The following is a 24,235-nucleotide window of genomic DNA, read 5'->3' on the forward strand; positions in this document are numbered from 1 at the left end:
TCCGGACCGGTAGTTTCCATAGGTTGGATGGAGAAGGTGGTCCGCTATGCCCTGACCAAAATTCCGGCAAGTAAAATTACGGCTGCCGTTTCCGTATTTGGATTTGATTTCAATTTAACCACGAAAAGAAATACGTATGTCACACATTCAATGGCCATGCATCTTGCGAGAAGATATCGGAAAAGCATAATTTTTGATCAGGCAAGTCAAACCCCGATATTTCGCTACAAGGATGAAGCAGGAAATGAGCACGAGGTGTGGTTCGAAAATGCGGACAGTATCCGGGCAAAGTTAAACCTGGCACACCGTCTGGGAATCCGGGGGATCGCACTTTGGCGTTTGGGGATGGAAGACCCCAACATTTGGCGAATGATTGCAAGGGAGTTTGTCGTGAAAAAAGCCTAGAATAGTTTGGAATAGAGTGTTGTTTTGTCGTTGTAACCCAAAAAGGCGTATGGAAGCGATGTCCCTACAAGCTTCCAATACGCCATTTTTTACTGACGGCATAACCTCGGTAGGATATCCCGCCGCAAAGGGGGTATTCATTTTCCCGCGCTTGTCGCGCCGCCTGTTTTTCGATTGCGGCAGAAATGGTATAATCAGGGCAAAAGCTCCTGCAAAATTGTGGAAAGGGGATTCCTATGGCCGAAAAAGTGGAAACGGAACTGTCTCAAGAATTGGTGGACTTTCTCCAGGGGGAAAAACTGGTCCTGCTGCATACAACCGATTTTGAAACGGGAGCGCCGAATGTGGCGGCGATCTCTTGGCTACTTGCGATTCATCCGAAACTGATCCGTTTCGCGATTGACCCGCGTTCCCGCGTCGTGTCGAATATCAACAAAGACGGACGCGTTTCGGTTGTGGTTCTGGGTCCCGATTCGTGCTACTCGATCAGCGGCGTCGCGAAAGCGGATACGGAGAACCTGGAAGGCGTTGCGCTGAAAATGGTCAAGGTGGATATCGCCGTCGACGAGGTCTGGGACATCATGTTCTACGGGGCCAAGTTGTCGGCGGAACCCCAATACGAAAAGACGTACGACAAAAAATTGGCGTAAAAATGCGATTCGGAAGTTTACAGCGCGTTAAAAAAGGGATAATGGATAGTAAGATTTTGGCGCGAACCGGCGCGGGGACGGCCGGTAGGAGGGATTTTACTTGTCGGAGAAACCGTTTCTCTTTCCATTGACGATGAAGAATGGCAAAGTTTTCGACTCGGCGGGAAGAGACATCACGGAGGCGTATCAACAGTTTAAACAGGTCGAGGCAGCGGAAAAACTGTGTACCGCGCTGGAGATTCTCGGCCAAGCAAAAGCGGGGGGCGAAGAAACGCGCCACATGCTGTTTGTCGATACGGCATACAAATATGCGGCCGTGGTGGAAACGTTTGTCGGGGATGATCTGTCGGAGCGCCTGAATTTGGCCTATGCGGGGAAGGTGAAGGTCGCCGAGAGCGGTGAGTGGACACTGGGAAAGCTCAACCGGTTCCTGATCCCTTTCACCAGCTTGGCGGATCTCTACAAGCATGTGACGAAAGGCGATCTGACGGTGCATATGGCGGAACAAGCCTGGGATCACCGGGGCTGTTCGTTTTACATAATTAAATCCGAACCGCAAAACAATGTCTGGCAGTAGTCAGCCATTGTTATTTTGGGGTACGCCGGATTACGTGATAAAACCGCCGTTGGGGGAAATCACCTGGCCCGTGATAAAGCCGGAAGAGGGAAGTGCGAGAAACGCGACGACCGAAGCGATGTCCGCCGGAGTTCCCAACCTGCCGACGGGGGTTTCACGGGAAAGGATTTCCAGGTCCGCTTGTTTCAGCGTTCCTGTCATGTCGGTTTCCACAATGCCCGGCGCAACCGCATTGACCGTGATTCCGGACGGCCCCATCTCTTTCGCGAGGGCTTTCGTAAATGCGATCAATCCCCCTTTGGCGGCGGAATAGGCGACTTCTCCCGAGCCGCCGGCGATCCCCCAAATCGACGACATGTTGACGATGCGTCCGTACCCCTTGCGGATCATTGCGGGCAGCACTGCTTTCGTGCACAAAAAAGGGGCTTTTAAGTTGGCGGCCATCACCCGATTCCACTCGTCCTCGGTGGTGTCGATCAACAGGCTGTGGCTGGCGATTCCCGCGTTGTTCACCAAAATATCGGGTTTGCCCAAGTAGAAAGAGGCGGTTTCGACCAGACGGGCGACGTCCTCTTTTTTTGTCACGTCCGCTTGTACCGGGAGAGCCTTTGCTCCGATCCTTTCGCACGCAGCCGCCACTTCTTCCGCCGATTCTTTCGAGTGGATGTAGTTGACCGCCACGGCGGCGCCGAGTTCCGCCAATTCCATCGCGATGGCGCGCCCGATGCCGCGCGAGGAGCCCGTCACGATCGCGGTTTGCCCCGCCAAGGGTCGTAGGATCTTGTCCACTTCCAATTCCTCTTTCATGTCTTTTTCCTCATCTTGTCCCTAAGCTTAGCATGAATTGTGGAAAAAAGGAATCGCGGAAAAAAGAAATAATGAACGAGCGCTCGTTCATGAGAGGATTTTTCGTGTATATTGTAGAAGTAAAAATAAAAGGAGAGTTGGAAGATTCATCGACAGGGGGATCGCCATGTTTTCGAAAATCCTGATTGCAAACCGGGGAGAGATCGCGGTTCGCGTCATGCGAACTTGTAGGGCCTTAGGCGTCCGAACGGTTGGTATATACTCGGAGGCGGACGCGGAGGCGCTGCATGTAAAAATGGCCGACGAGGCTTATCCGGTGGGGGGACCGCGGGTCAACGAGAGTTATTTGAACATCGACAAGATCCTTGAAATCGCGAAACAAACGGGAGCGGAAGCGATTCACCCCGGATACGGGCTGCTGTCCGAGAATGCGGCTTTTGCGCGCAGATGCGAAGAGGCGGGGATCGTGTTCATCGGTCCGTCGCCGGACGTGATTGCCCGCATGGGCAGCAAAATCGAATCGCGCAAGGCAATGGAAGAAGCCGGAGTGCCGGTGGTGCCCGGCATCGCCCATCCGCTGGCGGACGCGGAAGAAGCGGTGAAAGTGGCAAACGGCATGGGCTATCCGGTAATGCTGAAAGCGTCGGCCGGAGGCGGCGGCATCGGGATGCAGATCGTGCGAAGCGATGAGGAACTGCGCAAGGCGTTTGCCGGCAATCAAAAGCGGGCGGCCGATTTTTTCGGGGACGGGGCGATGTATATCGAAAAATGCATTGAGCGCCCCCGGCATATCGAGATTCAGATTCTGGCCGACAAGCAAGGGAACACCGTGCACTTGTGGGAGCGGGAGTGTTCCATCCAGCGGCGCCACCAGAAAGTGGTGGAAGAAGCGCCCTCCCCGTTTCTGGATGAGGCAACCCGCCTGAAGATGGGAGAAGCGGCGGTAAAAGCCGCGAAATCGTTGGGATACAGCAATGCGGGAACGATCGAATTTCTCGTCGACGCGGAAAAGAATTTTTACTTTCTGGAGATGAACACGCGCTTGCAGGTGGAACATCCGGTGACGGAAGAGATCACGGGGCTGGACTTGGTTGAGCGGCAACTGCGGATCGCCTGCGGCGAGCCTCTCGGCTTCGACCAGGACCAGGTGAAACGCGACGGCCATGCGATTGAGGTGCGCATCTATGCGGAAGATCCGAAGACATTTTTCCCTTCTCCGGGGACGATCACGAAATTCGTTACGCCGGAGGGCCCGGGAATTCGGCATGAATTGGCGGTGAGCGAACGCTCGGTCGTGACTGCTTTTTACGATCCGATGATTGCAAAGCTCGTGGTAAAAGGAAGCACCCGTGAAGAAGCGATCGATCGTCTGCAAGCTGCGCTTGCCGCATATGAAGTGGAAGGCATTAAGACAAACATTCCGATGCTGAGAGAAGTGGCCGCGCATCCGGCCTTTCGGGCGGGGGACACTACGACGGGGTTCGTGGCGGATCACTTGCAGGGCAAATAAGAAAATGGAGGGAATGCAAGATGAATCAGGTATTGGCGAGCATGGCGGGAAACGTGTGGAAGGTGCTTGTGAAGCCGGGAGACAAGGTGGAAGCCGGACAGGATGTGGTGATTCTCGAGTCGATGAAGATGGAGATTCCGATAGCGGCCGATTTTGCCGGTACGGTGAAGGAAGTCAAGATCAACGAAGGCGATTTTGTCAACGAAGGGGACGTGTTGGTCGAACTGGTATAGGCGAATCCACCGAAGTGATGAGGAGCACGGGCTTATCACTTGATGGGCTTATCACTTTATGGTTGGGGAGGAGGGGCGTGCCTGTGCGGTGGCCGGAAACTGTAACTGTCAGGGAAGTGGGGCCGCGGGACGGGTTGCAGAACGAAAAGGCGTTCATTGCGACAAAAGACAAAATTGCCTGGATTGACCAACTGTCCGGTTCCGGGCTGAAATATATCGAGATCACTTCATTTGTCAACCCGAAATGGATTCCCGCACTTGCCGACGCGTTTGAGGTTGCGAAAGGGATTGAGCGGGTGCCGGGGGTGACTTACACCGCACTGGTGCCCAACCGAAAAGGGCTTGAGCGCGCGCTTGCGGCAAACATCGACGAAACGGCCGTTTTCATGTCCGCCAGCGAGACCCACAATTTGAAGAATATCAACAAATCGATCGCGGACACGTTCCCCGTGCTGCAGGAAGTGGTCAAAGATTCGTTGGCGGCAGGGATTCAGGTGCGGGGATATGTGTCGACCGTTTTTGGCTGTCCGTACGAAGGGCCTGTCAGTGCGGATGCGGTGATCCGGGTGGCGGAGCGGTTGTTTGAAATGGGAGTCGGTGAGTTGTCGCTTGGCGATACCATCGGCGTCGCGAATCCCAGGCAGGTGCAGGAGATGCTGGAAGTCCTCCTGAAACGTTTCCCTGCAGAAAAATTGGCGATGCATTTTCACGACACCCGCGGCACGGCGATGGCCAACGTGTTGGCGTCGCTCGACATGGGCATCGGGATCTTTGACGGCGCTGTGGGGGGCTTGGGAGGCTGTCCTTACGCGCCGGGAGCTTCCGGCAACCTGGCAACCGACGACTTGCTGTACATGCTGGAAGGGATGGGGGTGCAAACGGGAATCGACCGGGAAAAATTGCTGTCCGCCGCCCGCTTTATCCAGGCAAAAGTGGGGCGTCCGCTGCCCAGCCACAACCTGCAGGCCGCCGGAAATGCTGTGGGTGACAAGTGCCCGGGGTAAACAGGGATAAGCGGGAGACTAGCGGGAACTGTTTCGGAGGCCGCTTATCGAGGGGCTGTTATCGGGATGAAAGGAGAGGCATTCATGAACGACAAAGCGGTTTTGGTATCGAAAAGGGAGGACGGAATCGCGACAATCACGCTAAACCGCCCGGAAGCGGCCAACGCCCTGTCGCTGCAGATGCTTTGCGAACTGCATGAGGCGATCGGGGAAATCAGGTTCGACCGCTTTGTCCGCTGCGTGATCGTCACCGGAGCGGGCGAAAAAGCGTTTTGCGCCGGAGCGGATTTAAAAGAGCGGGCCGGGATGGACACGACGCAGGTCCGCAAAACGGTGTCTTTGATCCGGGGCAACCTCAATGATCTGGAATCGCTGCCGCAGCCGGTTATCGCAGCCGTAAACGGGGCGGCGTTCGGCGGCGGAACGGAATTGGCGCTGGCTTGCGATATCCGTGTCGCTTCCGAGCAGGCGAAGTTCGGTTTGACGGAAACGTCGCTCGGGATCATACCGGGTGCCGGCGGAACCCAGCGCTTGCCAAGGTTGATCGGGAAAGGGCGGGCGAAAGAACTGATTTTTACCGCGCGGCGAATCGACGCGAAGGAAGCGCTTGCCATCGGGCTGGTTGAATATGTCGTCCCCGCCGGGGCGCTGCTTGACAAAGCGTTGGAGATTGCCGGTCAGATCGTCCGCAACGCGCCGGTCGCGTTGGCGCAGGCAAAATACGCGATTGACAGAGGCTATGAGGTGGATTTGCACACGGGACTGGCGATCGAGATGAACGCGTATGAAGTGACGATTCCGACGAAAGACCGGTTGGAAGGGCTGCGGGCGTTTCGGGAGAAACGGGCGCCGCGCTATACGGGAGAGTAAGAGAAACAACGTTATATCGGTGGAAGAAAGGTGGGAGCAGCCGTGTCGTTTGCGAACGAACTGCGGGCGCGCGTCGAACAGATCAAACAGGGAGGCGCGCCCAAATATCACGAAAAGAATGCGGAACAGGGAAAGCTGTTTGTCCGGGACCGCCTGAAGTTGTTGTTCGATCCGGGATTTGAACTGGAAGACGCGTTGTTTGCCAACTGTGTGGCGGAAGATCTGCCGGCCGACGGCGTGGTGACCGCGATCGGCAAGGTGAATGGGCAAATTGTGTGCGTCATGGCGAACGATTCGACGGTAAAAGCCGGTTCCTGGGGGGCGCGGACGGTTGAGAAGATCATCCGCATCCAGGAGACGGCCGAGAAACTGCGGGTGCCGTTGCTCTATCTGGTGGATTCGGCCGGGGCGCGAATTACGGACCAGATCGAAATGTTTCCGGGACGGCGCGGTGCCGGGCGGATTTTCTACAATCAGGTGAAGCTGTCGGGGAAGATCCCGCAGGTATGCTTGTTATTCGGGCCTTCCGCCGCAGGCGGCGCTTACATTCCCGCGTTTTGCGACATCGTGATCATGGTCGACGGCAACGCTTCCATGTATTTGGGTTCGCCCCGCATGGCGGAAATGGTGATCGGGGAAAAGGTGACGCTCGAAGAGATGGGCGGAGCCCGCATGCACTGCTCCGTCTCGGGTTGCGGGGACGTGCTGGCAGCCAGTGAAGAGGAAGCGATCGCGTTGGCTCGCCAATACCTGTCCTATTTCCCGGCCAATTTTTCCGAAAAACCGCCGGTGCGGGAAGGGAAAGCGCCGAAACGGTTCGACAAGACGCTGGAGGAGATCATACCGGCCAATCAGAACGCGCCCTTTAACATGTATGAGCTGATTGACCGCATCATTGACGAAGGGTCGTTTTTTGAAATCAAGAAATTGTTCGCCGGCGAACTGATCACCGGTTTGGCCCGCATGGACGGCAGACCGGTGGGGATTGTCGCGAACCAGCCGCGGGTCAAAGGCGGCGTATTGTTCCACGATTCGGCGGACAAGGCGGCGAGATTCATCACCCTCTGCGACGCGTTTCACATTCCGCTGCTGTTTCTGGCCGATGTGCCGGGCTTCATGATCGGAACGAAGGTGGAACGGGCGGGTATCATCCGCCACGGCGCCAAGATGATTTCCGCGATGTCGGAAGCAACGGTGCCGAAGGTTTCGGTGATTGTGCGGAAGGCCTATGGCGCCGGCCTGTATGCGATGGCGGGCCCCGCCTTTGAACCGGACTGCTGCCTGGCGCTGCCGACGGCGCAAATTGCGGTGATGGGGCCGGAAGCGGCGGTCAACGCCGTGTACGCCAACAAAATCGCGGAACTGCCGGAAGCGGAGCGGGCCGCGTTTATCGAAGCGAAACGGGAGGAGTACCGCCGGGATATCGATATCTACCGTCTGGCTTCCGAAATGGTGATCGACGGCATTATCCCCGCCAATTCGCTCAGGGAAGAACTGGTGAAGCGGTTTGCAGCTTATTCTTCGAAGTATCTCGTGTTCTCGGAACGCAAACATCCGGTGTACCCGGTATGAGAGAGTGTCGGCATCAGGGCGTCTTCCGCCGGAGGGGAACGGGCTGCTGCCGTTGCCGGGCCGGTTGATGTCCGGTGCCGGAAGGAACGGGGAGGTTTCCAACGCTGGGGCCTCCTCTTTTGATTACATACACGGACAAAAAGAGTGGCACGATGACGCTTATATCGTGGCCAATCGTCCAGCTCTTGAAAAATTAAAGGAACTGAGGATGTTTACGCGATCAACGGAATACTGATTTTTTCTCCCTCTCCCCTGCATGGATGAATCAATCAGGAAAGGAGAGGGATTTTTTTGCCTACTGGAACAACAGCCATTTGCAGGGTGTGTCACAGACCTTTACGCAGCCGCCTGAGCATTCTGCAGGGAGTGGGTCCCGTCTGCTCCAGGAAAGTGCGCCAAGCGCTGGAGGAATGTTCAACGGGTCATGCGGGGAGAAGCGGAACCGGATGAGCAAATCGCCTACGCCATGTCTCCCGAAGAACGACAGAGGGCGATAGAAACCCGGGTTCGGGAAGCCTACCTGAACCAACTCCGACAACGGACACACCCAAGTCGGGAACCCGTTTATGTGGAGGTGGAAAGCGTCACCTGCAATCTCGATCAGGAACGAACTCAAGTCGAATGGATTGACCGCGACCATGCCTGGGTGGAATCGGATGGAGGCGGTCGGTACCAGGTCACCGAATCGGACTGTACCTGCCCGCACTTTGTGCATCGCCTCTCCCGGGATCCGGAACTGGCTCGGGAAGGGTGCCGCCACATGCGGGCCCTGCGGTTGGCCCGCGAATTTCTGGATGTTCTGGCCAATCCACAAGACCGTTTGGCAGCCACTTGGCTGTGGGTAAGGGGGAGGGTCAGATAATTTGACAATAGAAAAAAATAATATTATACTACAAGAAAATAAATTGTTTTTCCGAGGAAAAAAAGGAGGCGGTGCAGGTGGTGAATATCGAGGAACGTCGTCATTGGCTGGAATCTGGACGGGAGCCGACGATGCCCTATTATATCGAATTTGCCGACGGGCGAAGAGGGGAGGCGGCCAATCCCTCCCGGCTGATGGATCTGGTTATTCACGAGTATTTCAGTGATGTCTATGATACCCATACCTTTTACCTCCTCGGCGTAAAATGCCTGCGGGACATTGCGGCGGGCCCGTTGGCGATGATGGGGGTCCGCGCCACCGTGTATGACGGTGTGGGGCCGTTTTACGATTCAGCGGTCAGCCGGTACCGGGACGAGGAGGAAGAGGCAGGCGGATTGGAGTTTGCCAGCCCTGACGACCCGGTGATCCTGGACGGCTGGGACCCGTGGACGGTAGTGGCCAGCCTGATCAAGGCGGGATACATCAAGCTCTATGAAAAGTACCCGACCTGGAGCGGGGAGGGGCCCGTTCGGAAAAAAGGATGTGAGGGTTGTGTCTTCCGCCAAGTTGTCCGGGAGGAAAACGGGGAAGAATGGCTGTACTGCAAATCGTGGGAAGAGGAACTGGACGAAAAAACGGGCCCGAACTGCCCGTATGTGACCCATGGGGTGCCGTACATGGGGTATCACGAAGTGAAGCCGGACGAAGTTCCGGATCCGGCCACCTGGAAGCCAAACTGGGTGCCGATCTCTGAAAGGAAGAAGGAGTATATCGGTTTTAGGCGTCAGCAAAAATGATTGAAAAGAAGGGAGGGGGAGCGCCATGCCTTTGTACTTCGCATATGGCTCCTGTATGAACCGGGCAGACTTGGCGCGAAGCGGTGTATCGGCTCTCTATCTTGGTACGGCCGTTTTGAAAAACTACCGCCTGGCGTTCTCCCGCTACTCCTATCATAGGGAAGGGGGTGTTGCCGACATCGTTCGGGAGCCAGGCGAGTATGTCGAAGGCGTGTTGTACGAGGTTTCAGATTTTCGTGCGCTCGACCTGCGGGAAGGGGCTCCGTACGTGTACCGGCGCCGGCGTGTCCGGGTGTATCCGGAAGGTTTAGGCGAACGGTGGCGATGGGCCTGGACGTACGAGATCGTGGACAAGTCGCCGGTCGAGTTTCAGCCGTCCCGGGAGTATGCGAAGCTGATTTGGGACGGTGCCCAGGTACTCAGTCGGGAGTACCGGGAAAAACTCAAACAAAATCTTCTACGAAAGGACAGGTGCAGATTTTATGACCAAACAAGAATTGATTTCCAAAGTGGCGGAAAAATCGGGTTTGAGCAAAAAAGATGCGGCGGCAGCCGTTGATGCAGTCTTTGAATCTATTTCGGAAGGATTGGCTTCCGGCGATAAGGTCAGTCTTACTGGTTTTGGCGCTTTCGAGGTGCGGGAACGGGCCGCGCGGGTTGGCCGAAATCCCAAAACCGGGGAAAGAAATCGAAATTCCGGCGGGCAAGGTGCCCGTTTTCAAGGCCGGGAAGGTTCTCAAAGAGGTTTGCCAAGCGTAGGACGAAAAGCTTCGGATTTTTTCTCCCACCCCCTTTTGTTAGTGAAAGGGGGTTAGCCGCCCCCTCCTACTCGATTTGATTCGAAAGCTGACCAGTACAATGCTTTGGATCCTTTTGGCGCTGGGAGCCCTCGGGGAGTGGGAACGATCATTTCGGCGGTAAAACCTTCTAACCACCGGGACTTAATGTTCAGGAACGCATGCATTGGGCCAAACGGCATGATCTTCGCCGACAGTGGGCCGAATATGCCTGGGTGGCATGGCTGGAGGCCGGAAAACCCCGGTTCCAGCATCCTATGATCCAGATTCGACTTTATTATCCCAACCGACGAAAACGGGATCTGGACAACGCGTTTGCGGCCGTCAAACCGATTCTGGACGGGCTGAAAGGCCATGCATTTGTGGATGATGATGTGTCGCACATAGGTCTGGAATTGTCGATCGGTGTCGATCCGGTTCCACTCCCGGCAGAAGTTCGGCATCATCTGTCTTGTTATCTGTCCGTACGGAAGGACCGGGATTCCGCTATGTTCTTGTCGAACTATGGAAAGAGGATTTCTGTCCGGCAGATACAGCGTATTTTAGCAAAATATGGGACTCATCCCCACGCTTTGAGACATACCTTTTGTCGTGCCTTGGTTTCTAGTGGGATGGATCTGGCGGCTGTTGCGGAATTGGCAGGACATACAGATGTGAACATGACTCGCCGATATGCCAAGCCGACCGAGAACGAGTTGGAGAAGGCAGTCGCAGAGGCGTTTTTGGAATAACGGGAGAATCAGCCATGTCCCGAAAAGATATGCGAGTTAAGAAAGAAAAAGCCACCGAATGATCCGACGCTCCTTGACTCACCTGCAATCATACGCCATAATGGGGATAGAAGCTTTGTTCTCAGCGTACAATAAAACGACCGCAGGTGCTGCAACACCTACGGTCGGTACAATAGATTGCCTTCGGGCAGTCGGCTCAATTGGAGCGACGATCAGGAATAGACCGCAATCCTCTGGACAAGGGCGGTCTATTTCCGTCTATGGAACGACAGTATGGCAACGAGCAACAGCCCGAACGAAATCATCAAAGAAATGGTTTCGTATACTGTCATGGCCTCACCCCCTTTCGAGGGAGTGAGCCGACCACCCTTGAGAACCGATTCTATTGTACAAGTATAGTATATCAGCCGTCAGTTCCCATCCACAATCCAAATTATTCAAATTATTCCCCTTAAAGTCTTCACCTTACGCCTTTTTCTCCCTCTCAGAGCCGTATGCCTTCCAGCCTACCCATATCAAACAGCAGGCCATCGACCGGGTGACGAGGGGCCTGATGAGCCTTTCCGGGGAGTTGTGGATTTTTCTTCTTACGAAACAGTGGTCCGCTGACGAGATCATGAGGGAGATGAGCCGACGATCCAAGAACCCGGTTTGGCGGGAACACCAGAAGGAAGTCCAGGACTATCTGCGGTACTACCTGCCCTTTCATCGGGTCAACCTGATCGTCGTACCGCTGAACCGCCAGCGTATAACCATTGACCTGACGATGGAGAATTGGAAGGATTGGTTTCGGCAGGCTGCTACTGGTGTGCTGGATGTGAAGAACCGTTTTCTGACGGGCCAGGACGTATTGTCCGAAGACCGCCTCGAAGCAGCACGTAAAGCAACGGAAGAGTGGATCGCAAAGTTGGCTCCGATGGCACGTCTGGGAAAAGCGTCGCTGCAAGACATTGAGTGGTGGCTTCGGAAGCCCTATTTCCGTGGCCTATCCGAGCCAAAAGGCACTTTGCCCGATCCGCTTCCGGTGCAGGTGATCACCCGCGGGGGGAAGAGCTGGCTGAGGCCGAGCCGATCCGCATATTTGACGCTTTCCGATGTGCGGATCATCGAGCGCCCGACCCAGCTGATCGTCGAACACCCGGATAGTGTGAGATCCTATCAGAAGGCGGCCGCCAACATCGACAAGGAAATCTGGCAACGGCTGATTGACACCCCCTGGCAACTGGGAGAAGTGGGCACGGTCGGAAAAACGCTTGGAGAAGATGCGGACAAAGTGGAAAGCATTTTGAGCGACAAATCCGTCGGGGTGAACATTACCCCTGCGACACCTTGGCGGGACGTGTTGCTCCCTTTTCCGGAAGGAATGAAACCCAGGGACAAGTTGGCGGCCGTTTTGAATCAGGACGATCATCCTGATTCGCGAGCGGCCTTTTCCGCCGCCTATCGGCTGCTTCTGTCAATCTTTACATTGGTTTCCGCGTTCTGCGCGGCTTTGTATATGCTGGCCTTGGGGATTCTGCTGAACTTCGCCTATCTTCTGTATCTGGCCGCGATGATCGCCGGTGTGATCATTTTGCCTCTCGCCTTGTTGCCGTGGGGATACAGCCATGTCATGTTCCGCTGGTGGCTCAAGGCACTGGGCGGATCGGTGCTGATCCGGATTGCGTTGAGCGCCTATATCGGCCTCACCTTCCTGGTTCTCAAGGTGTTTGGACCCGCACAAGGAGCAGTCGCCGGGAGCGTGATCGCGTCCATCCTGCTGTATCCCGTGGTATTTGTGCTGGCGCTGTGGATTTTGTCCCGGATCTGGAAACGCATGCAACCGGTGCGGATGGTCACAGGGAGTGCGCTTGGGATGTTCGGAACAAACGGGGAGGGGGCGGAGCGAGCAAGCAGCGGAATGTCACCAACTCCCCAATCCCAACCTGTAAGGCGCGTGGATCCTGACCGGGATGTCAGCGTACCGGCGGAAGGTCAACGCCAGGGTCCCGGTCGTCAAAATCCTGATACGGTCGAGATTGCCAGCGGAAATGGCAGAAATGGCGGCTTGATGAAACAAGTGTTGCGGCGAGCCGGGAAACAGGCGATTCGGGGTGACGTTGCCGGCGCCGCGTTGACCATTGCGACAGAAACTCCCAGAGAAATGGCGGTCCGGGGGTACCGAACGACCAGCAAATGGTTCAATTGGGCAAAAGAGAAGTGGAATGAGCCAGAGAAACAGCCAAGGAAGAAAAAAGGCGATGGCGGAAACGCGGATGCGGCCAACCGCCCACGCATCGATCCGGATCGTCCGGAATGGTCGAATGTACCCACTCTCGAACCGGAACATTGGGAGGCGATTCTCCGGGACGATCCCGCGAGTCGGCGGATGGAGGGGCAGCAGACTCTTCAGCCGCAAGATCAGGAGCAGAGAGTGGACGAGACTGAGCAATCACATCGTCCAAATCAATCCCGGCAGCTTGAAACCGCGGATTCGGCGAAGCGATCTGCCGGGCGTATCGGACGCAATGTCGATTCAGGGACAACACAGGCCCATGCGGTGAATCCGGATACCACTCCTTTGGTGGCGGGAGAAACCAATCAGACGTTGCCGCCCGCACCAGAGGTTGCCGTCCAGATGAATCAGTCAAAGCAAACAGAACCGAACAGCGCGATTGAGCTTCAATCGACCGTTCCCGAACAGGATACCCAAACGCCGCGCGTGTCTCCTTCAGAACCGGTTGCAAATAAAACCTTGCCATCAACCGGAGAACAAAACGGAGATGAACCTCAGCCGAAAACAATGAAGGAAAAGAGCTCCAATAGGAGAAAGGCGCCGGCATTGAGAACTATCGAAAAAATCGATGGTTCAACACACCAACGGAGAATCGATCCGGATCGGGTAGACGTATAAATGGCCGTGTGTTAGAATAAGCTTAGAAAATAGCAGGAGGGAGCCAATGCCCCCTCCTGTAAGGATGGTTATTGGCCCCCGCGATCTTGGCTGGATCGGGGGCCTTTGCCTTTGTTGAGAGCTTTAATAACCAACGCGAGTCCTTTCAAGAAGGCCCCGGCGGCTATCAAAAGCTCGGCAAAGGTATGCCAACTCATCCCACATCACCTCCTTTCCGGTGGAGGTGAAAGGAGAGGGAAGTCCCTCCAAATCCAGTCTATCACATGGTTCATAGATTTTGCATTCGCAATAGAAGCCGAAAAAACGACATATGCAACGATTCGCGTTGCATTTTTTCTTCTTTCGATATATACTATAGGAAAGGAGGTTATTTTCTCATGAGAAATGATGAACTTCGAGTCAGTGGGGAATACCTGCGAGATATACGTAAAAAAAAGGGGCTTACTCTCGATCAAGCGGCTGAAATGGTGGGAACGACCGCCGGGTATCTCAGCCGCATTGAACGGGGCACAAAACGAAATCCAAGTTACAAAATTGTGCTCGGATTGGCAAAGCTATACGGTTTGCCAGCGGAAGACCTGATCGGCGAAGCCGTCCCGCCGACCAATGCCGTCGATCTCATCGAACAGTTGTACAAGGCCGATGTGGTTCTGTACGAAGGCCGCGAGATCGACGTTCGGGACGAGTTTGTGGCGGCCCGGATTGAAACGGGAATCCGGATGGGAATCACGTGGGCGTTGGAACTGGTCGAGAAGAGAAAAAACGGTGACGAGAGGAGGCGTCAACGATGATTCATGTATTTGTGTACGGCACCTTGCTGACTGGAGAGGTCAATCACCGTGTAGCCGCACCGTATCTTCGCGGGGTACAACCGGGTTGCATCCGTGGGCAGCTGTACGATGTGGGCGCATTCCCGGCATTGGTGTTGGATGATGGAGGATACGAGATTCAGGGTGAATGGTTTGAAGTAACGGAGGAAGGGCTTCGCGCGATGGATCGATTGGAAGGATACCATGGTCTGGGTCGGAAAAACTTTTACGAGCGAGTATGGATTCGGGATGTCGAGAATGGACGATCCGGGTGGGTGTACGTGTGGAAGGATTCGAGAGGATACCCGGAGATCCCGGTTGGGTCGTGGCGGGAATACAGGATGGCTTGTGATCGAAAGGGGCGCGTATAATGGTGGTGTGCAAAATCTGCGGGAGACCGCTCAAGAATCCCGAGAGTATGAACCGCGGGGTTGGTCCGATGTGCGCAAAGCACATGCCTGCGGTCGATATTTCCGCAATTGAAAATGAGCATGTGCAGTATTGGATTCGGGAAGCGTATGAGACACTGCCCGCAGCTTTTCACCTAACGCGCAAAAGAATGCCTCTTGAGGGCGCATTCATGGCCCATCTGGCGGTAGAAAAGGCCCTCAAAGCATTGGTAACCCTACGAACGAATCAGGTTCCGCCGAAAACTCACAACTTGCTTATGCTGGCAAGACGGGCACAATTGGATTTGACAGAGGAACAATTGGATTTTTTGGAGAACCTGAACTACTACCAGCTCAACGCACGTTATCCAGAAGATCGTCAAAAAATTATCCGGCGAATGCCGAAAGAGTATTTTCGGCAATTGCCGAATGAAACGGGGGCTTTTCTGCAATGGTGTACTCAACTGTTGAAGTAGAGAGAATTGTTTCTGAGTATATTACCGAATCATTAAAGCACGTGGATGCAATCGAAGAAATTTGGCTCTTTGGTTCGTATGCTACCGGGAAAGCGCATGAGGACAGTGACATTGATCTGGCGGTAATCAGCCCGTTATTTGAGGACGAGACCCACTTGAACACCACCAAAAAATTTTACCGGGTTCTGTGGGACATGAAACAGGCGATCGATATTGAAGTACATGGTTTTACACGGGAGGAGTTTGAAAATGGCTGGATGGGCGAGGAAATCCGGAAAACAGGCAAGTGCGTGTGGAGAAACGGTGCCTTCCTGATCTGACTGTAAAATTGAAAGTCCGCCAAACCGATGTGTCCTAAAGATTCTCACCGATCAGGACTTCGTGATTAAAGTCCAAAAAATGCTGTAGAAGGATGTGGGGATCGATCATCGAACTGTAAATTTTTCTTTACGTTATGATCGTTATAGGAGAAGAATTATGTATAATATATTTACTGACGAGGAAAAGGAGGGAGGAAAAATGGCGGTTGAAATCATTGCACGAAACATCGAGCGTATCCGCCATCAGCAAGGCATCAGCGTTGAACAGTTGGCCCGATCTATTGGCGTTACGCGACCAACGATGTACAAATACTTGCGTGGGGAACAGCCCGTTGATAGCGAAAAGCTGACGAAGGTTTGCGCGGTACTCGGTGTAACTGTCCGCCAAATATTTTCCGAGGAATCGGAAATGTTTGCGTTTTTGTTTCGGGCGGATAACCCGCGGGAGAATTTTACCCAAGAGATACGACATGTCATTCTTGAGCGCTTGGATGAATATTGGAGTGTCATCGAAGAACTAGGCGAAAACTCCGTAGTCATGGTTCCGCCGAGCTATCGGCTAGAAGGAACGTTGGATCACATCATGAAAGCCCAAATTCGGGATATTGCGGATCGAGTGCGCGGTGTCCTTGGGGTGGAAGGATATGTGGGACGTCTGATCTTTCAAGTGCTCGAAGATTGGCGAATTCACGTACTGGCGTACTCGCTTGGCCGTCAATTTGATGCTTTGTCGGCATATACCGAGAAACGAGGGGCATTCATCATCGTGAATGATGCTCCAAATATTCCGGAGGAACGCAAAATCTTCAGCGTTGCCCATGAGTTGGGGCATCTCCTTCTCCATCGTGACCAATACCGGGAAAATGGAGTTGCCTATACCAGAGCGAGAGGTAACCAGGACGAAAGGATGGCCAATCTGTTTGCAAGTTATTTCCTGATTCCACGCACCCATTTGACGGAATGCGAGACCATCTTGGCGAAATCACGCAACAAGTTGCGTGAAATCTTGCAATTGAAACGGGAATTTGGAGTCAGCGCTCAAGTCTTGATTTTGGCCCTGTATGATGAGGGAATTCTCACCAGAACGGAATATGGATTCCTGAAAACCCAAATTGAAAAGCGATACGGAATTCAGGAGCCTAATCCTATGCCTTACGTGGAGAAGAATGTACGAACCAAGATGTTTTTGCGACGCTTGCATGCCGAAGAAGGCATAAGTGCGTCGAAAGTGGCAACCGTGTTGGGGGTTCCCTACGACGAAGCCAACCGGTTGCTGGTCGAGTGGGAACAGGAAGATGATGTCGGTGACTTCTGATGAGCTTTATGGAACACCGGCAATTGTTGATAACAGTGTTTTGAATGAATTGACGAAAATAGGGGTTGTAAGATTGCTGAATGCCGTTTTTCCAACGTCTATATGGCGGAAAGCATGATTCAAGATGAGGCGAACTTTCCTGGAGCGAGCGAGGCCCTAGCCGAGTTGGAACTGGTTCGGGCTATCGTGGAGACCAAGGAAGGACTGAAACTTTTGGAAGAGGTCATGAAAGAACGCAGGATGTTGAGCCGATACGATGCGGAAGTGATCACAATTGCCGCTGAAAAGGATCTGGTGTGTTGTTCCAGCGATCGGGCGCTTGTCAAGACATGTAAGCGCTACGGAATTCGGCGGATTGGTGTCCTTGGTGTCTTGGCGTTATCGTATCGGCACGAACATAGCAAAGTCGAAAAGCTGTTTTCTTTGCCAGACGCGAGGTACGGTTCTTTAGTAAGACAGAGGTTCAAAGCAGAATTTCCGGAAGTTTTTGGCGAAACGTGATGTCGGATAGTTTGAATTCCCCTCCCATCTTTCTCCCGCCCCTGATAAAGGGGGAAGGAAGGAAACACATGATGAACGAACTGATAAAAATCAGTCCAGATTCTGGTATGGAGCAATTGATCCAGGCGTTCAGTTACGAAAACGGGCGCGAAATTCGAGTTGTTGTCAAAAAAACGGGGAACCAATGAAGTTGCGTTTATTTCGTTTATTATGTATACTTATGTTTAGAAAATATTGAATTATGGGGAAGAGGTGTCTAGCATGACAAGGGACACAGTTGAAGGGTTGTTGATTGCCCCAGGCCCCGGCGAAGCTGAACAGATTCGCGATATGAGCGCCAAGTTGGCGACGAACCCAACTGATGGAGTACAGTATATCCTTACGGATAGTGAACAACGAATCCAGATGGTCTTGCCGCCCGCCCTTTTCAAGGTGTTGGTTCGTGCTGCACAAGCCTTGGCACAAGGTCAATCTGTGGCGATTTTGCATTACGATCAGGAGTTAACGACTCAAGAGGCGGCTGATTTATTGCAAGTTTCACGTCCATACCTCATTCGATTGCTGGAGGAAGGGAAAATTCGTTATCGGAAAGTCGGGACACATCGGCGGATACGTTTGAAGGACTTGGAGGGTTATAGACGTTCGAGAGACGCACAACGTCGAACGGCTCTACAGGAATTGGTGCGTGTTTCGGATTCGTTGGGACTTTATGAGGATGAATCTGAACCGTCACCCGAATCGGAGTAGGGATTATGGGCTTTGTTGCATTCCTGGATGCCTGTGTTTTGTATCCTCCAACTCTTCGAGATGTGCTCCTTACTATCGCGGAAGCTGGTATTTGCCAGATTCGCTGGAGTCCGGATGTTCTCGATGAAATGCAACGTAACATTAGCTTGCGTGCAAAGTCTCCTTCTCGTGAAACAGCAGAAGCAGGGGCGCGTTACCTTCGGGAGACGATGGAACTTGCTTTTCCGGACGCGATGGTGGAGCGTGAAACTTACGAACGGTTAATTTCAGTAATGACAAATGATCCGAAAGATCGGCATGTGTTGGCGGCTGCCATAGTTTCTCGGGCCGATGTTTTGGTTACTTTCAACATTCGCGATTTTCCTTTCGAATCGACCGCTCCATACGCCATTGATGCTCAGAATCCTGATACGTTTCTTTGCTACCAGTTTGATCTGCTTCCTGATGCTGTCCTTAGAAGTTTGAAAACATTATCTGAAGTACGTCGCGAACCAATGAACTCGGTTGAAAACATACTCCTAGTTTTGAAAAAGCAAGTGCCGAATTTTTCCGCACATGCATTGGAAATATGGCATAAACGCCAATAGTCTCCATCTGAGCAATTCGTATTTTTTCTTTAAATGTAAGCGGTCACACCCCCACCTGTAAACGATCCGTCATTCATGAGACAATGCCCTCAAGCAAATCAAGGAGGAGGCCAACATCTCATGAATCGTGAACAACGGATCCGGGAATGGGTTTCCCGCATTGAAGAGTACCGAACCAGCGGACTGACGATGGCCGCGTGGTGCGAGGCGCAAGGCATTTCCATCCATCAATTGAAGTATTGGCTGAAACGTTTGAAACGGCTATCCGATTCGAACCGGACAACGACTTCCCTCACGGGTTGGACGCCGGTGACCGTGACATCCTCACCTGAAAACCGTAAACCGGAACCAGGGGTTGTCATTCGGATCGGCCACAAGGAATCCGGCGATCGGTGTAGAAATGAATGAGTATGGAAAACCAAACGAACCCCCTCACCCTCACCCTTACCCTTACAATGGAAGCCTATGAGGCTCAGGTTGCCAGGCTGGAACAGCAGGTTGCCGAACTGTCGGCCAAACTCAAATGGTACGAAGAACAGTTCCGCCTGGCGCAAAAAAAAGCGTTTCGGCGCCTCAAGCGAAAAGACGGATCCGAACCAGCTGGAGTTGGATCTGTTCAACGAAGCGGAAGTACTTGCCACGCCAAAAGGCGAAGAGCCGCCCATGGAGAAAATCACGTACGAGCGCCGGAAACCAGCCGGTCCACGCACAACCCAACTGGATCTTCTGCCGGTTGAGACGGTGACGTATGATCGGACCGGGCGAACGGGTCCGCCGATCGTCCTGTACGACTACCAGCCGACGCGAAACGGGGAGCATCCGCGAAACTTTCTTTCGGGATTTCGCGGCTACCTGCACGTTGACGGGTATTCCGGCTACCATAAGGTGCAGGGCGTGACCCTCGTTGGATGCTGGGCGCATGCACGCCGCAAGTTCGACGAGGCGCTGGAGGCGATGCCTGCCGGACAACCGAAAACCGAAACGGCGGCCCAACAGGGACTGGAGTTTTGCAACAAGCTCTTTGCGATTGAAAGGTCGATCAAGCCATTTGTGATTGGACGAAAGAACTGGCTGTTTGCCAACACGCCTCGCGGGGCAAAGGCCAGCGCGACGATCTACAGCGTGATGGAAACCGCGAAAGAGAACGGACTGAATCCGTTCCAATACTTGAAGTATCTGTTTGAGCAGCTTCCGCAGCTTGCGGATCCGAAAAATCCGGAGGCACTGGACCCATTGCTGCCTTGGTCGTCCTCGTTGCCTTTGACTTGCCGGGTGCCACAATCTTACAACCAGTTTACCTAAGCCCACATCGGATAGACAGGTGTGGGCTATTTGACGCTTAAAGAATAAAAATTGAAGAACTCACCTTGGGATTTAGGAGGGAAAACAACGAAGGTGTCGAACTAAGCACATAGAGTCGATACCCAAGATCTAGAAAGAGTACTCCCTACATCCCGGAGGATTCAACATGCATGTCACTATCACGTTGCAGAGCGACACTCCTTGGTGGGAGATTCCGGTCAATTACAACCATTTGGTGCAAGCTGCAATTTACCACAACCTCAGTCCCGAATTTGCCGAGTTTCTTCATAATCAGGGGTACATGATGGACAAACGGCGATTTGCGCTGTTTACATTTTCACGTTTCACAGGTCCACATGATTATGTACCCGCATCCAAGAGGATGGTCTTTCAGAATACGGTGAAATTAACGCTATCCTCCCCGATCGAACGGTTTATCAGGGAAATGGCCCAAGTCTTGCTCAGAGAGGGAATGCGCATTGGGAATCAGTTTTTGTGCGTAACATCCATTGAACTAGACGCTTTTGAAGTCAAGCAGTCCGCGATTGAGGTGGAGACTCTTTCCCCGGTGGTGGCCTATTCCACTATGTTGCGGCCGGACGGACGAAAATACACGAAATACTTTCACCCGGGCGAACAGGATTTTCAACGGATTGTCTCTGGCAATCTGGTGCGGAAAGCAAAACTGATGTACGGGGCAGATCACGCATTTGCTTCCGTTGCCATTCGACCGCTTGGAAGCTTTCACAAGCAGATCGTGTCGTACAAAAACACCATCATCGAAGCGTACAGAGGACGATTTGCCCTGGAGGGGGATCGGCGCTTGCTGCAAGCCGCCCTGGATGCAGGGCTGGGAAGCAAGAATTCGTCTGGATTCGGCTGTATCCGCCCGATCAACAGACGACAAGAAGGAGGTGTCTCTTCGTGAACCTACCGCAACTGACGGCCTATCTCGGCTCATTGGTCTCCGCGGGCCGCGACCCGCTTTTGTCGAAGGTCAGACCGCTCAAAACCAAGATCAAGCCGGAAGAGAAGCCGTACGCCGTCTTTCTCACGTTCGATCTGGAGGAGCGGGTGATTCGGATTGAAGAACCGATTCCGTATCACCAAGAGGTGCCGGAGCGCTACGGCTACTTCGGCAACAACCCTGCCAACGCCTTGCAGAGCTATCTTGTACGGGAGGTGGAGTCATCGCTCCACTACCTCTTGACAAGGGTTTGGAACGACCTGCGGTTGGCCCTACGACAGCAAGGAATGGAAGATTCGGAACTATCAAAATGGATTGCTAAAATGGAAGCGGCCGAATTGATCGCGACTGGAAGCAAAAGTGGTCAGGGGGAAGTCCGATTGGATCGCGTACAGCTCCCGGACTCGCTCGGGTCGGGTTCTGTCACCCTGCATCCGGACGACAAAACCATCCGCGTTGGCGCCCAGTCGTTCAAATACGAGGCGTTTGTTCGGGCGGCCCTGGAACAAGAGAACAGACAGGACCGGTTCGTGCTGGTGATTCCGGCCGTCCGCGAGCAGGGACGCCGGATCGTGCTGTCGCAGCACGAAGCCTACCGGACCCTGGTGCGGAAAATCAACAAACTGGATCGGGCGGATGAGCGGGAGGACGCTGGAGCGAACTCGGGCGAACAGCGGGTGTGTCACGTCTGCCAGCAGACGAAGCAGGGGGTGAAGAGCGAGTACACCACGAAGTTCAGCCGGACCGGTATCAACAAGGTGTTTACCACCACCACGATCAACTCGGCTCGCTACAAGCCGGATGGGTACGATTACGACGACTCTTACGCGATCTGCCCGGATTGCTACCAGCACTTGGTCGCCGGTGAGGCATTGATCGAAAGCCGATTCAGGGGCTTGATCGCCGGAGAAAGAGCCTTTTTCCTTCCGGAGGGTCTTCTCGAGCATTTTGACTACGACAGCATCGGCCGTATCAAGGACCAACTGGATTTTGCGTTTCGCTGTCAGGAGGCGGAGGAGTGGCTGAAGATGGTGGAGGCGGATACGGAGTGGATGCGGAATCCACACTTTGTCATCCACATCGTCGTCTATCGGACGAACGGGAATTCCGTCACCATCTTGGAGACGATTGAAGATGTGCCGGCCCTGCGGTTCATGCGGATCATGAATACGTTGAGACAAACCGGCGGACGGCTAAAACCGTTTCTCTTGGGAATGTCGCCGGGCAACCTCTACCGCATGATCCCGGTTCGTGAAACGAATAAAGGGCAGGTGGACGTCGGCCGCGTCTTGTCGCTCTACAAAGCCCTGTTTTCCGGTCACCGCGTCCGCTCGGAAACGCTGTTTGCCTACGCCTCCGAGGCACTGGACAAAGGGATGCGCCAACTCTCCAATGAGCGGCTGGACAACTACCGCAACATGGGGCTGGAGCAGTACCATCCGGATAAAGCGGACTTTTTTATCCAGTCCGTGGCCATGCAGTACCTGGCCTTCATCCAGGCCGTTCAAATGTTAGGGATCCTGGACAAGCCGGTTTTTACACCATCCTGTGAAACGGAGGGACAAGCAATGCAAACACACGATTCCCTGGAAGCGATCGAGCAGTTTCTGGACCGCGAAGGGTTCAGCCCGGAAGCGAGAACCCTGTTTTATCTTGGTAGCTTGATTCACCGGGTGGGGTCCGAACAGTACAAAAAGGGACACAAAACCAAACCAGTACTGAAGAAGATTCATTTTCAGGGGATGTCGGCTTCGGAGGTGTACCGCATGTACTACGATGTGCTGGACAAACTCCGACAATATGACGCGTTCGACTGGTACAGCGAAATGCTCGTCGAAGGATTTCACCGGCATTGCGGGACATTGAAGGAAAAAGACTGGCCGTTGAGCGAGCACGCCAATGTCTTTTACATCATGTCCGGTTATGCCTACCAAGTGGGTGTCTTGGCCAATCGGAAGGGAAAGGAACCGGCCCAGGAACAAGCTGTGACCGATGCCGCTCCCGTTACCACGTAGTCTCATGCCTATGACGATATGGCGAAAGGAGTTGCTGTGTGATGATCATTCAGCAAAACAGCGATTTTCTGTTTCTCTTCGAGGCGGTCATGACCAATCCGAACGGGGATCCGGATCAGGAGAACAAGCCGCGGATGGATTACGAGACATCGACGCTCTTGGTCAGCGACGCGCGGCGCAAACGGGACTGCCGTGATTTCCTTAAGCAGAAAGGGTTTCCCATCTTTGTGGACACGCTGGCTGACCGGAAAGTGCCGGTTTCCCAGATGTTTGACCATGTTTGTGAGCAGTGGATGAGGGACACGGCGCGATTCCGCAACCTGCTGGCCGAGCATCCGGCCATTGCTGAAGCCTGGTTGGCTCTCGTTGAGTCGGACAGTGACGAAATTCTGGCGCTGTATGAAAAAGCCAAGAAAAAGAAAAAGCAGGCGCTGACCGACTTTCACAATCTCTTCCTGACTGAGATCATCAAGCGGTCGCTAATTGACATCCGGCTGTTTGGCAGCGTCATGGCAGTGGAAAACGTATCGCGCACCTATACCGGACCGGTGCAGATTACCTGGGGGTATTCGCTCCATCCGGTCGAACTGGTGAAGTCGAACACGATCACGTCGATCATGTACGACGACAACTCCACGTTTGGGAAAAAGCACAAGGTTCACTACGCTTGCGTTGCCCACTACGGCACGATCAACAAGTTCAGCGCCCGGCGGACCGGGATGACCGAACAGGATCGGGAGATTTTCCGCAAAGCGCTGGTGCAGGGGATGATGGCCAACCAGACGGATAGCAAACAGGGACAAACCCCGCTTTGTTATCTGGAAGTGGTGTATAAGCCAACATTCGATGGTTACCTGGGCGATTTGCGCCGTTTTCTGAAAGTGGATGCTGCCGAAGACAAACCGATTCGCAAACTGTCTGACATCCACGTCAATTTTGCAGGTTTGACGGCGGCCCTCCGTGAGATGCAACAGAGAGGTTATGTCGAGCGGGTGATCGGGTGGGTTCATCCATTTGCTGATCGCGGTCCGCTAACGGACATGCCAGATTTTGAAACGGTCGACTTGTGGGAACAGCTGGCCGTGTCCGGGGTGTAACC

At 53.7% G+C, this 24,235-nt stretch carries 29 protein-coding genes and 3 pseudogenes; 29 read left to right on the forward strand and 3 right to left on the reverse strand.

Annotation, left to right across the window (positions count from 1 at the left end; translation table 11 throughout):
* The first annotated feature begins 255 nt into the window (after positions 1 to 255).
* The 3 genes from AC4ED1_RS13060 to AC4ED1_RS13070 all read left to right on the forward strand — a co-directional run bounded on the left by AC4ED1_RS13060 (position 256) and on the right by AC4ED1_RS13070 (position 1,632).
* A complete protein-coding gene (locus tag AC4ED1_RS13060; RefSeq protein ID WP_490939303.1) occupies positions 256 to 405 on the forward strand; it encodes a hypothetical protein in 150 nt (49 codons plus the stop codon).
* Between the two features lie 236 nt (positions 406 to 641).
* A complete protein-coding gene (locus tag AC4ED1_RS13065; RefSeq protein ID WP_490939305.1) occupies positions 642 to 1,055 on the forward strand; it encodes a pyridoxamine 5'-phosphate oxidase family protein in 414 nt (137 codons plus the stop codon).
* Positions 1,056 to 1,155: 100 nt separating this feature from the next.
* On the forward strand, positions 1,156 to 1,632 hold the full coding sequence (locus AC4ED1_RS13070) for a hypothetical protein (RefSeq protein WP_490939307.1): 477 nt from the start codon (positions 1,156 to 1,158) through the stop codon (positions 1,630 to 1,632).
* A 30-nt stretch (positions 1,633 to 1,662) separates the two neighbouring features.
* Here AC4ED1_RS13070 and ymfI read toward each other — a convergent pair whose 3' ends face one another.
* Entirely contained in the window at positions 1,663 to 2,439 is a 777-nt protein-coding gene (gene ymfI, locus AC4ED1_RS13075) for an elongation factor P 5-aminopentanone reductase (RefSeq protein WP_490939309.1), read from the reverse strand.
* A 166-nt stretch (positions 2,440 to 2,605) separates the two neighbouring features.
* Between ymfI and AC4ED1_RS13080 the strand changes: the two genes are divergently transcribed.
* The 11 genes and pseudogenes from AC4ED1_RS13080 to AC4ED1_RS13130 all read left to right on the forward strand — a co-directional run bounded on the left by AC4ED1_RS13080 (position 2,606) and on the right by AC4ED1_RS13130 (position 10,815).
* Entirely contained in the window at positions 2,606 to 3,949 is a 1,344-nt protein-coding gene (locus AC4ED1_RS13080) for an acetyl-CoA carboxylase biotin carboxylase subunit (RefSeq protein WP_490939311.1), read from the forward strand.
* 20 nt (positions 3,950 to 3,969) lie between these two features.
* On the forward strand, positions 3,970 to 4,182 hold the full coding sequence (locus AC4ED1_RS13085; RefSeq protein ID WP_490939313.1) for an acetyl-CoA carboxylase biotin carboxyl carrier protein subunit: 213 nt from the start codon (positions 3,970 to 3,972) through the stop codon (positions 4,180 to 4,182).
* Between the two features lie 83 nt (positions 4,183 to 4,265).
* Complete coding sequence (locus tag AC4ED1_RS13090) at positions 4,266 to 5,186, forward strand: hydroxymethylglutaryl-CoA lyase (RefSeq protein WP_490939315.1); 921 nt, start codon at positions 4,266 to 4,268, stop codon at positions 5,184 to 5,186.
* A gap of 84 nt (positions 5,187 to 5,270) precedes the next feature.
* Positions 5,271 to 6,056: an enoyl-CoA hydratase gene (locus AC4ED1_RS13095; protein WP_490939317.1), complete on the forward strand. Its 786-nt coding sequence runs from the start codon at positions 5,271 to 5,273 to the stop codon at positions 6,054 to 6,056.
* A gap of 42 nt (positions 6,057 to 6,098) precedes the next feature.
* Complete coding sequence (locus AC4ED1_RS13100; protein WP_490939319.1) at positions 6,099 to 7,628, forward strand: acyl-CoA carboxylase subunit beta; 1,530 nt, start codon at positions 6,099 to 6,101, stop codon at positions 7,626 to 7,628.
* A gap of 321 nt (positions 7,629 to 7,949) precedes the next feature.
* On the forward strand, positions 7,950 to 8,078 hold the full coding sequence (locus tag AC4ED1_RS13105) for a DUF6011 domain-containing protein (protein ID WP_490939365.1): 129 nt from the start codon (positions 7,950 to 7,952) through the stop codon (positions 8,076 to 8,078).
* The gene (locus tag AC4ED1_RS13110) at positions 8,053 to 8,490 is read left to right on the forward strand and encodes a hypothetical protein (protein ID WP_490939321.1); all 438 of its coding nucleotides are present in this window, start codon (positions 8,053 to 8,055) and stop codon (positions 8,488 to 8,490) included. The genes AC4ED1_RS13105 and AC4ED1_RS13110 overlap by 26 nt, the downstream gene beginning before the upstream one ends.
* 77 nt (positions 8,491 to 8,567) lie before the next feature.
* A complete protein-coding gene (locus AC4ED1_RS13115; protein ID WP_490939323.1) occupies positions 8,568 to 9,287 on the forward strand; it encodes a hypothetical protein in 720 nt (239 codons plus the stop codon).
* A gap of 25 nt (positions 9,288 to 9,312) precedes the next feature.
* Positions 9,313 to 9,846 carry a gamma-glutamylcyclotransferase family protein gene (locus AC4ED1_RS13120; RefSeq protein ID WP_490939325.1) on the forward strand — a complete coding sequence of 178 codons (534 nt, stop codon included), beginning with the start codon at positions 9,313 to 9,315 and terminating at the stop codon, positions 9,844 to 9,846.
* A pseudogene (locus tag AC4ED1_RS13125) lies at positions 9,770 to 10,046 on the forward strand (HU family DNA-binding protein). Before AC4ED1_RS13120 ends, AC4ED1_RS13125 begins: the two are co-directional and overlap by 77 nt.
* Positions 10,047 to 10,245: 199 nt before the next feature.
* Positions 10,246 to 10,815, forward strand: a complete 570-nt coding sequence (locus AC4ED1_RS13130) for a tyrosine-type recombinase/integrase (RefSeq protein ID WP_490939327.1) — start codon at positions 10,246 to 10,248, stop codon at positions 10,813 to 10,815.
* A gap of 248 nt (positions 10,816 to 11,063) precedes the next feature.
* On the opposite strand, the gene AC4ED1_RS13135 is transcribed toward AC4ED1_RS13130, so the two are convergent.
* Entirely contained in the window at positions 11,064 to 11,147 is an 84-nt protein-coding gene (locus tag AC4ED1_RS13135) for a putative holin-like toxin (RefSeq protein ID WP_490939367.1), read from the reverse strand.
* Between the two features lie 221 nt (positions 11,148 to 11,368).
* On the opposite strand from AC4ED1_RS13135, the gene AC4ED1_RS13140 reads away from it, so the two are divergent.
* Complete coding sequence (locus AC4ED1_RS13140) at positions 11,369 to 13,708, forward strand: hypothetical protein (protein WP_490939329.1); 2,340 nt, start codon at positions 11,369 to 11,371, stop codon at positions 13,706 to 13,708.
* A gap of 68 nt (positions 13,709 to 13,776) precedes the next feature.
* Here the strand turns inward: AC4ED1_RS13140 and AC4ED1_RS13145 are convergent, their stop codons facing one another.
* Positions 13,777 to 13,905, reverse strand: coding sequence for a hypothetical protein (locus tag AC4ED1_RS13145; RefSeq protein ID WP_490939331.1), 129 nt, complete (start codon positions 13,903 to 13,905; stop codon positions 13,777 to 13,779).
* Between the two features lie 180 nt (positions 13,906 to 14,085).
* Here AC4ED1_RS13145 and AC4ED1_RS13150 point away from each other — a divergent pair, with 180 nt between their 5' ends.
* From AC4ED1_RS13150 to AC4ED1_RS13215, 14 genes and pseudogenes are all read left to right on the forward strand, one after another.
* Positions 14,086 to 14,499, forward strand: a complete 414-nt coding sequence (locus tag AC4ED1_RS13150; protein WP_490939333.1) for a helix-turn-helix domain-containing protein — start codon at positions 14,086 to 14,088, stop codon at positions 14,497 to 14,499.
* Positions 14,496 to 14,888 (forward strand): gamma-glutamylcyclotransferase family protein, encoded by a 393-nt coding sequence (locus AC4ED1_RS13155; protein WP_490939335.1) that lies wholly within the window; start codon positions 14,496 to 14,498, stop codon positions 14,886 to 14,888. The genes AC4ED1_RS13150 and AC4ED1_RS13155 overlap by 4 nt, the downstream gene beginning before the upstream one ends.
* Positions 14,888 to 15,382 (forward strand): HEPN domain-containing protein, encoded by a 495-nt coding sequence (locus tag AC4ED1_RS13160; RefSeq protein ID WP_490939337.1) that lies wholly within the window; start codon positions 14,888 to 14,890, stop codon positions 15,380 to 15,382. The genes AC4ED1_RS13155 and AC4ED1_RS13160 overlap by 1 nt, the downstream gene beginning before the upstream one ends.
* Positions 15,358 to 15,702: a nucleotidyltransferase domain-containing protein gene (locus tag AC4ED1_RS13165; protein WP_490939339.1), complete on the forward strand. Its 345-nt coding sequence runs from the start codon at positions 15,358 to 15,360 to the stop codon at positions 15,700 to 15,702. Before AC4ED1_RS13160 ends, AC4ED1_RS13165 begins: the two co-directional genes overlap by 25 nt.
* 199 nt (positions 15,703 to 15,901) lie before the next feature.
* Positions 15,902 to 17,017, forward strand: coding sequence for a helix-turn-helix domain-containing protein (locus tag AC4ED1_RS13170; RefSeq protein ID WP_490939341.1), 1,116 nt, complete (start codon positions 15,902 to 15,904; stop codon positions 17,015 to 17,017).
* 114 nt (positions 17,018 to 17,131) lie between these two features.
* Complete coding sequence (locus AC4ED1_RS13175) at positions 17,132 to 17,518, forward strand: hypothetical protein (protein WP_490939343.1); 387 nt, start codon at positions 17,132 to 17,134, stop codon at positions 17,516 to 17,518.
* A 261-nt stretch (positions 17,519 to 17,779) separates the two neighbouring features.
* Positions 17,780 to 18,265: a helix-turn-helix domain-containing protein gene (locus AC4ED1_RS13180; protein ID WP_490939345.1), complete on the forward strand. Its 486-nt coding sequence runs from the start codon at positions 17,780 to 17,782 to the stop codon at positions 18,263 to 18,265.
* Positions 18,266 to 18,270: 5 nt separating this feature from the next.
* Positions 18,271 to 18,852, forward strand: a complete 582-nt coding sequence (locus tag AC4ED1_RS13185; protein WP_490939347.1) for a PIN domain-containing protein — start codon at positions 18,271 to 18,273, stop codon at positions 18,850 to 18,852.
* A 120-nt stretch (positions 18,853 to 18,972) separates the two neighbouring features.
* Positions 18,973 to 19,260 carry an IS66 family insertion sequence element accessory protein TnpA gene (gene tnpA, locus AC4ED1_RS13190; RefSeq protein WP_490939349.1) on the forward strand — a complete coding sequence of 96 codons (288 nt, stop codon included), beginning with the start codon at positions 18,973 to 18,975 and terminating at the stop codon, positions 19,258 to 19,260.
* A gap of 57 nt (positions 19,261 to 19,317) precedes the next feature.
* Positions 19,318 to 19,536, forward strand: a pseudogene (locus AC4ED1_RS13195) (transposase domain-containing protein); the annotation flags it as partial.
* A gap of 69 nt (positions 19,537 to 19,605) precedes the next feature.
* Positions 19,606 to 20,154, forward strand: a pseudogene (locus tag AC4ED1_RS13200) (IS66 family transposase); the annotation flags it as partial.
* 166 nt (positions 20,155 to 20,320) lie between these two features.
* Positions 20,321 to 21,082, forward strand: coding sequence for a CRISPR-associated endoribonuclease Cas6 (cas6, locus tag AC4ED1_RS13205; protein WP_490939351.1), 762 nt, complete (start codon positions 20,321 to 20,323; stop codon positions 21,080 to 21,082).
* Positions 21,079 to 23,136 carry a hypothetical protein gene (locus AC4ED1_RS13210; RefSeq protein WP_490939353.1) on the forward strand — a complete coding sequence of 686 codons (2,058 nt, stop codon included), beginning with the start codon at positions 21,079 to 21,081 and terminating at the stop codon, positions 23,134 to 23,136. Before cas6 ends, AC4ED1_RS13210 begins: the two co-directional genes overlap by 4 nt.
* A 41-nt stretch (positions 23,137 to 23,177) precedes the next feature.
* Complete coding sequence (locus AC4ED1_RS13215; protein ID WP_490939355.1) at positions 23,178 to 24,233, forward strand: CRISPR-associated protein; 1,056 nt, start codon at positions 23,178 to 23,180, stop codon at positions 24,231 to 24,233.
* The last annotated feature ends 2 nt before the right edge of the window (positions 24,234 to 24,235 follow it).

Source organism: Effusibacillus sp. SKA8 (assembly GCF_058273125.1).

What these genes read in the sequence shown, in the direction of transcription:
- AC4ED1_RS13065 (WP_490939305.1), top strand. Translation starts at nt 642, where the DNA reads ATGGCCGAAAAAGTGGAAACGGAACTGTCTCAAGAATTGGTGGACTTT.
- ymfI (WP_490939309.1), bottom strand. Translation starts at nt 2,439, where the DNA reads ATGAAAGAGGAATTGGAAGTGGACAAGATCCTACGACCCTTGGCGGGG.
- AC4ED1_RS13080 (WP_490939311.1), top strand. Translation starts at nt 2,606, where the DNA reads ATGTTTTCGAAAATCCTGATTGCAAACCGGGGAGAGATCGCGGTTCGC.
- AC4ED1_RS13085 (WP_490939313.1), top strand. Translation starts at nt 3,970, where the DNA reads ATGAATCAGGTATTGGCGAGCATGGCGGGAAACGTGTGGAAGGTGCTT.
- AC4ED1_RS13095 (WP_490939317.1), top strand. Translation starts at nt 5,271, where the DNA reads ATGAACGACAAAGCGGTTTTGGTATCGAAAAGGGAGGACGGAATCGCG.
- AC4ED1_RS13110 (WP_490939321.1), top strand. Translation starts at nt 8,053, where the DNA reads ATGCGGGGAGAAGCGGAACCGGATGAGCAAATCGCCTACGCCATGTCT.
- AC4ED1_RS13120 (WP_490939325.1), top strand. Translation starts at nt 9,313, where the DNA reads ATGCCTTTGTACTTCGCATATGGCTCCTGTATGAACCGGGCAGACTTG.
- AC4ED1_RS13130 (WP_490939327.1), top strand. Translation starts at nt 10,246, where the DNA reads ATGCATTGGGCCAAACGGCATGATCTTCGCCGACAGTGGGCCGAATAT.
- AC4ED1_RS13135 (WP_490939367.1), bottom strand. Translation starts at nt 11,147, where the DNA reads ATGACAGTATACGAAACCATTTCTTTGATGATTTCGTTCGGGCTGTTG.
- AC4ED1_RS13140 (WP_490939329.1), top strand. Translation starts at nt 11,369, where the DNA reads ATGAGCCTTTCCGGGGAGTTGTGGATTTTTCTTCTTACGAAACAGTGG.
- AC4ED1_RS13145 (WP_490939331.1), bottom strand. Translation starts at nt 13,905, where the DNA reads ATGAGTTGGCATACCTTTGCCGAGCTTTTGATAGCCGCCGGGGCCTTC.
- AC4ED1_RS13150 (WP_490939333.1), top strand. Translation starts at nt 14,086, where the DNA reads ATGAGAAATGATGAACTTCGAGTCAGTGGGGAATACCTGCGAGATATA.
- AC4ED1_RS13155 (WP_490939335.1), top strand. Translation starts at nt 14,496, where the DNA reads ATGATTCATGTATTTGTGTACGGCACCTTGCTGACTGGAGAGGTCAAT.
- AC4ED1_RS13160 (WP_490939337.1), top strand. Translation starts at nt 14,888, where the DNA reads ATGGTGGTGTGCAAAATCTGCGGGAGACCGCTCAAGAATCCCGAGAGT.
- AC4ED1_RS13165 (WP_490939339.1), top strand. Translation starts at nt 15,358, where the DNA reads ATGGTGTACTCAACTGTTGAAGTAGAGAGAATTGTTTCTGAGTATATT.
- AC4ED1_RS13170 (WP_490939341.1), top strand. Translation starts at nt 15,902, where the DNA reads ATGGCGGTTGAAATCATTGCACGAAACATCGAGCGTATCCGCCATCAG.
- AC4ED1_RS13175 (WP_490939343.1), top strand. Translation starts at nt 17,132, where the DNA reads ATGATTCAAGATGAGGCGAACTTTCCTGGAGCGAGCGAGGCCCTAGCC.
- AC4ED1_RS13180 (WP_490939345.1), top strand. Translation starts at nt 17,780, where the DNA reads ATGACAAGGGACACAGTTGAAGGGTTGTTGATTGCCCCAGGCCCCGGC.
- AC4ED1_RS13185 (WP_490939347.1), top strand. Translation starts at nt 18,271, where the DNA reads ATGGGCTTTGTTGCATTCCTGGATGCCTGTGTTTTGTATCCTCCAACT.
- tnpA (WP_490939349.1), top strand. Translation starts at nt 18,973, where the DNA reads ATGAATCGTGAACAACGGATCCGGGAATGGGTTTCCCGCATTGAAGAG.
- cas6 (WP_490939351.1), top strand. Translation starts at nt 20,321, where the DNA reads ATGCATGTCACTATCACGTTGCAGAGCGACACTCCTTGGTGGGAGATT.
- AC4ED1_RS13215 (WP_490939355.1), top strand. Translation starts at nt 23,178, where the DNA reads ATGATCATTCAGCAAAACAGCGATTTTCTGTTTCTCTTCGAGGCGGTC.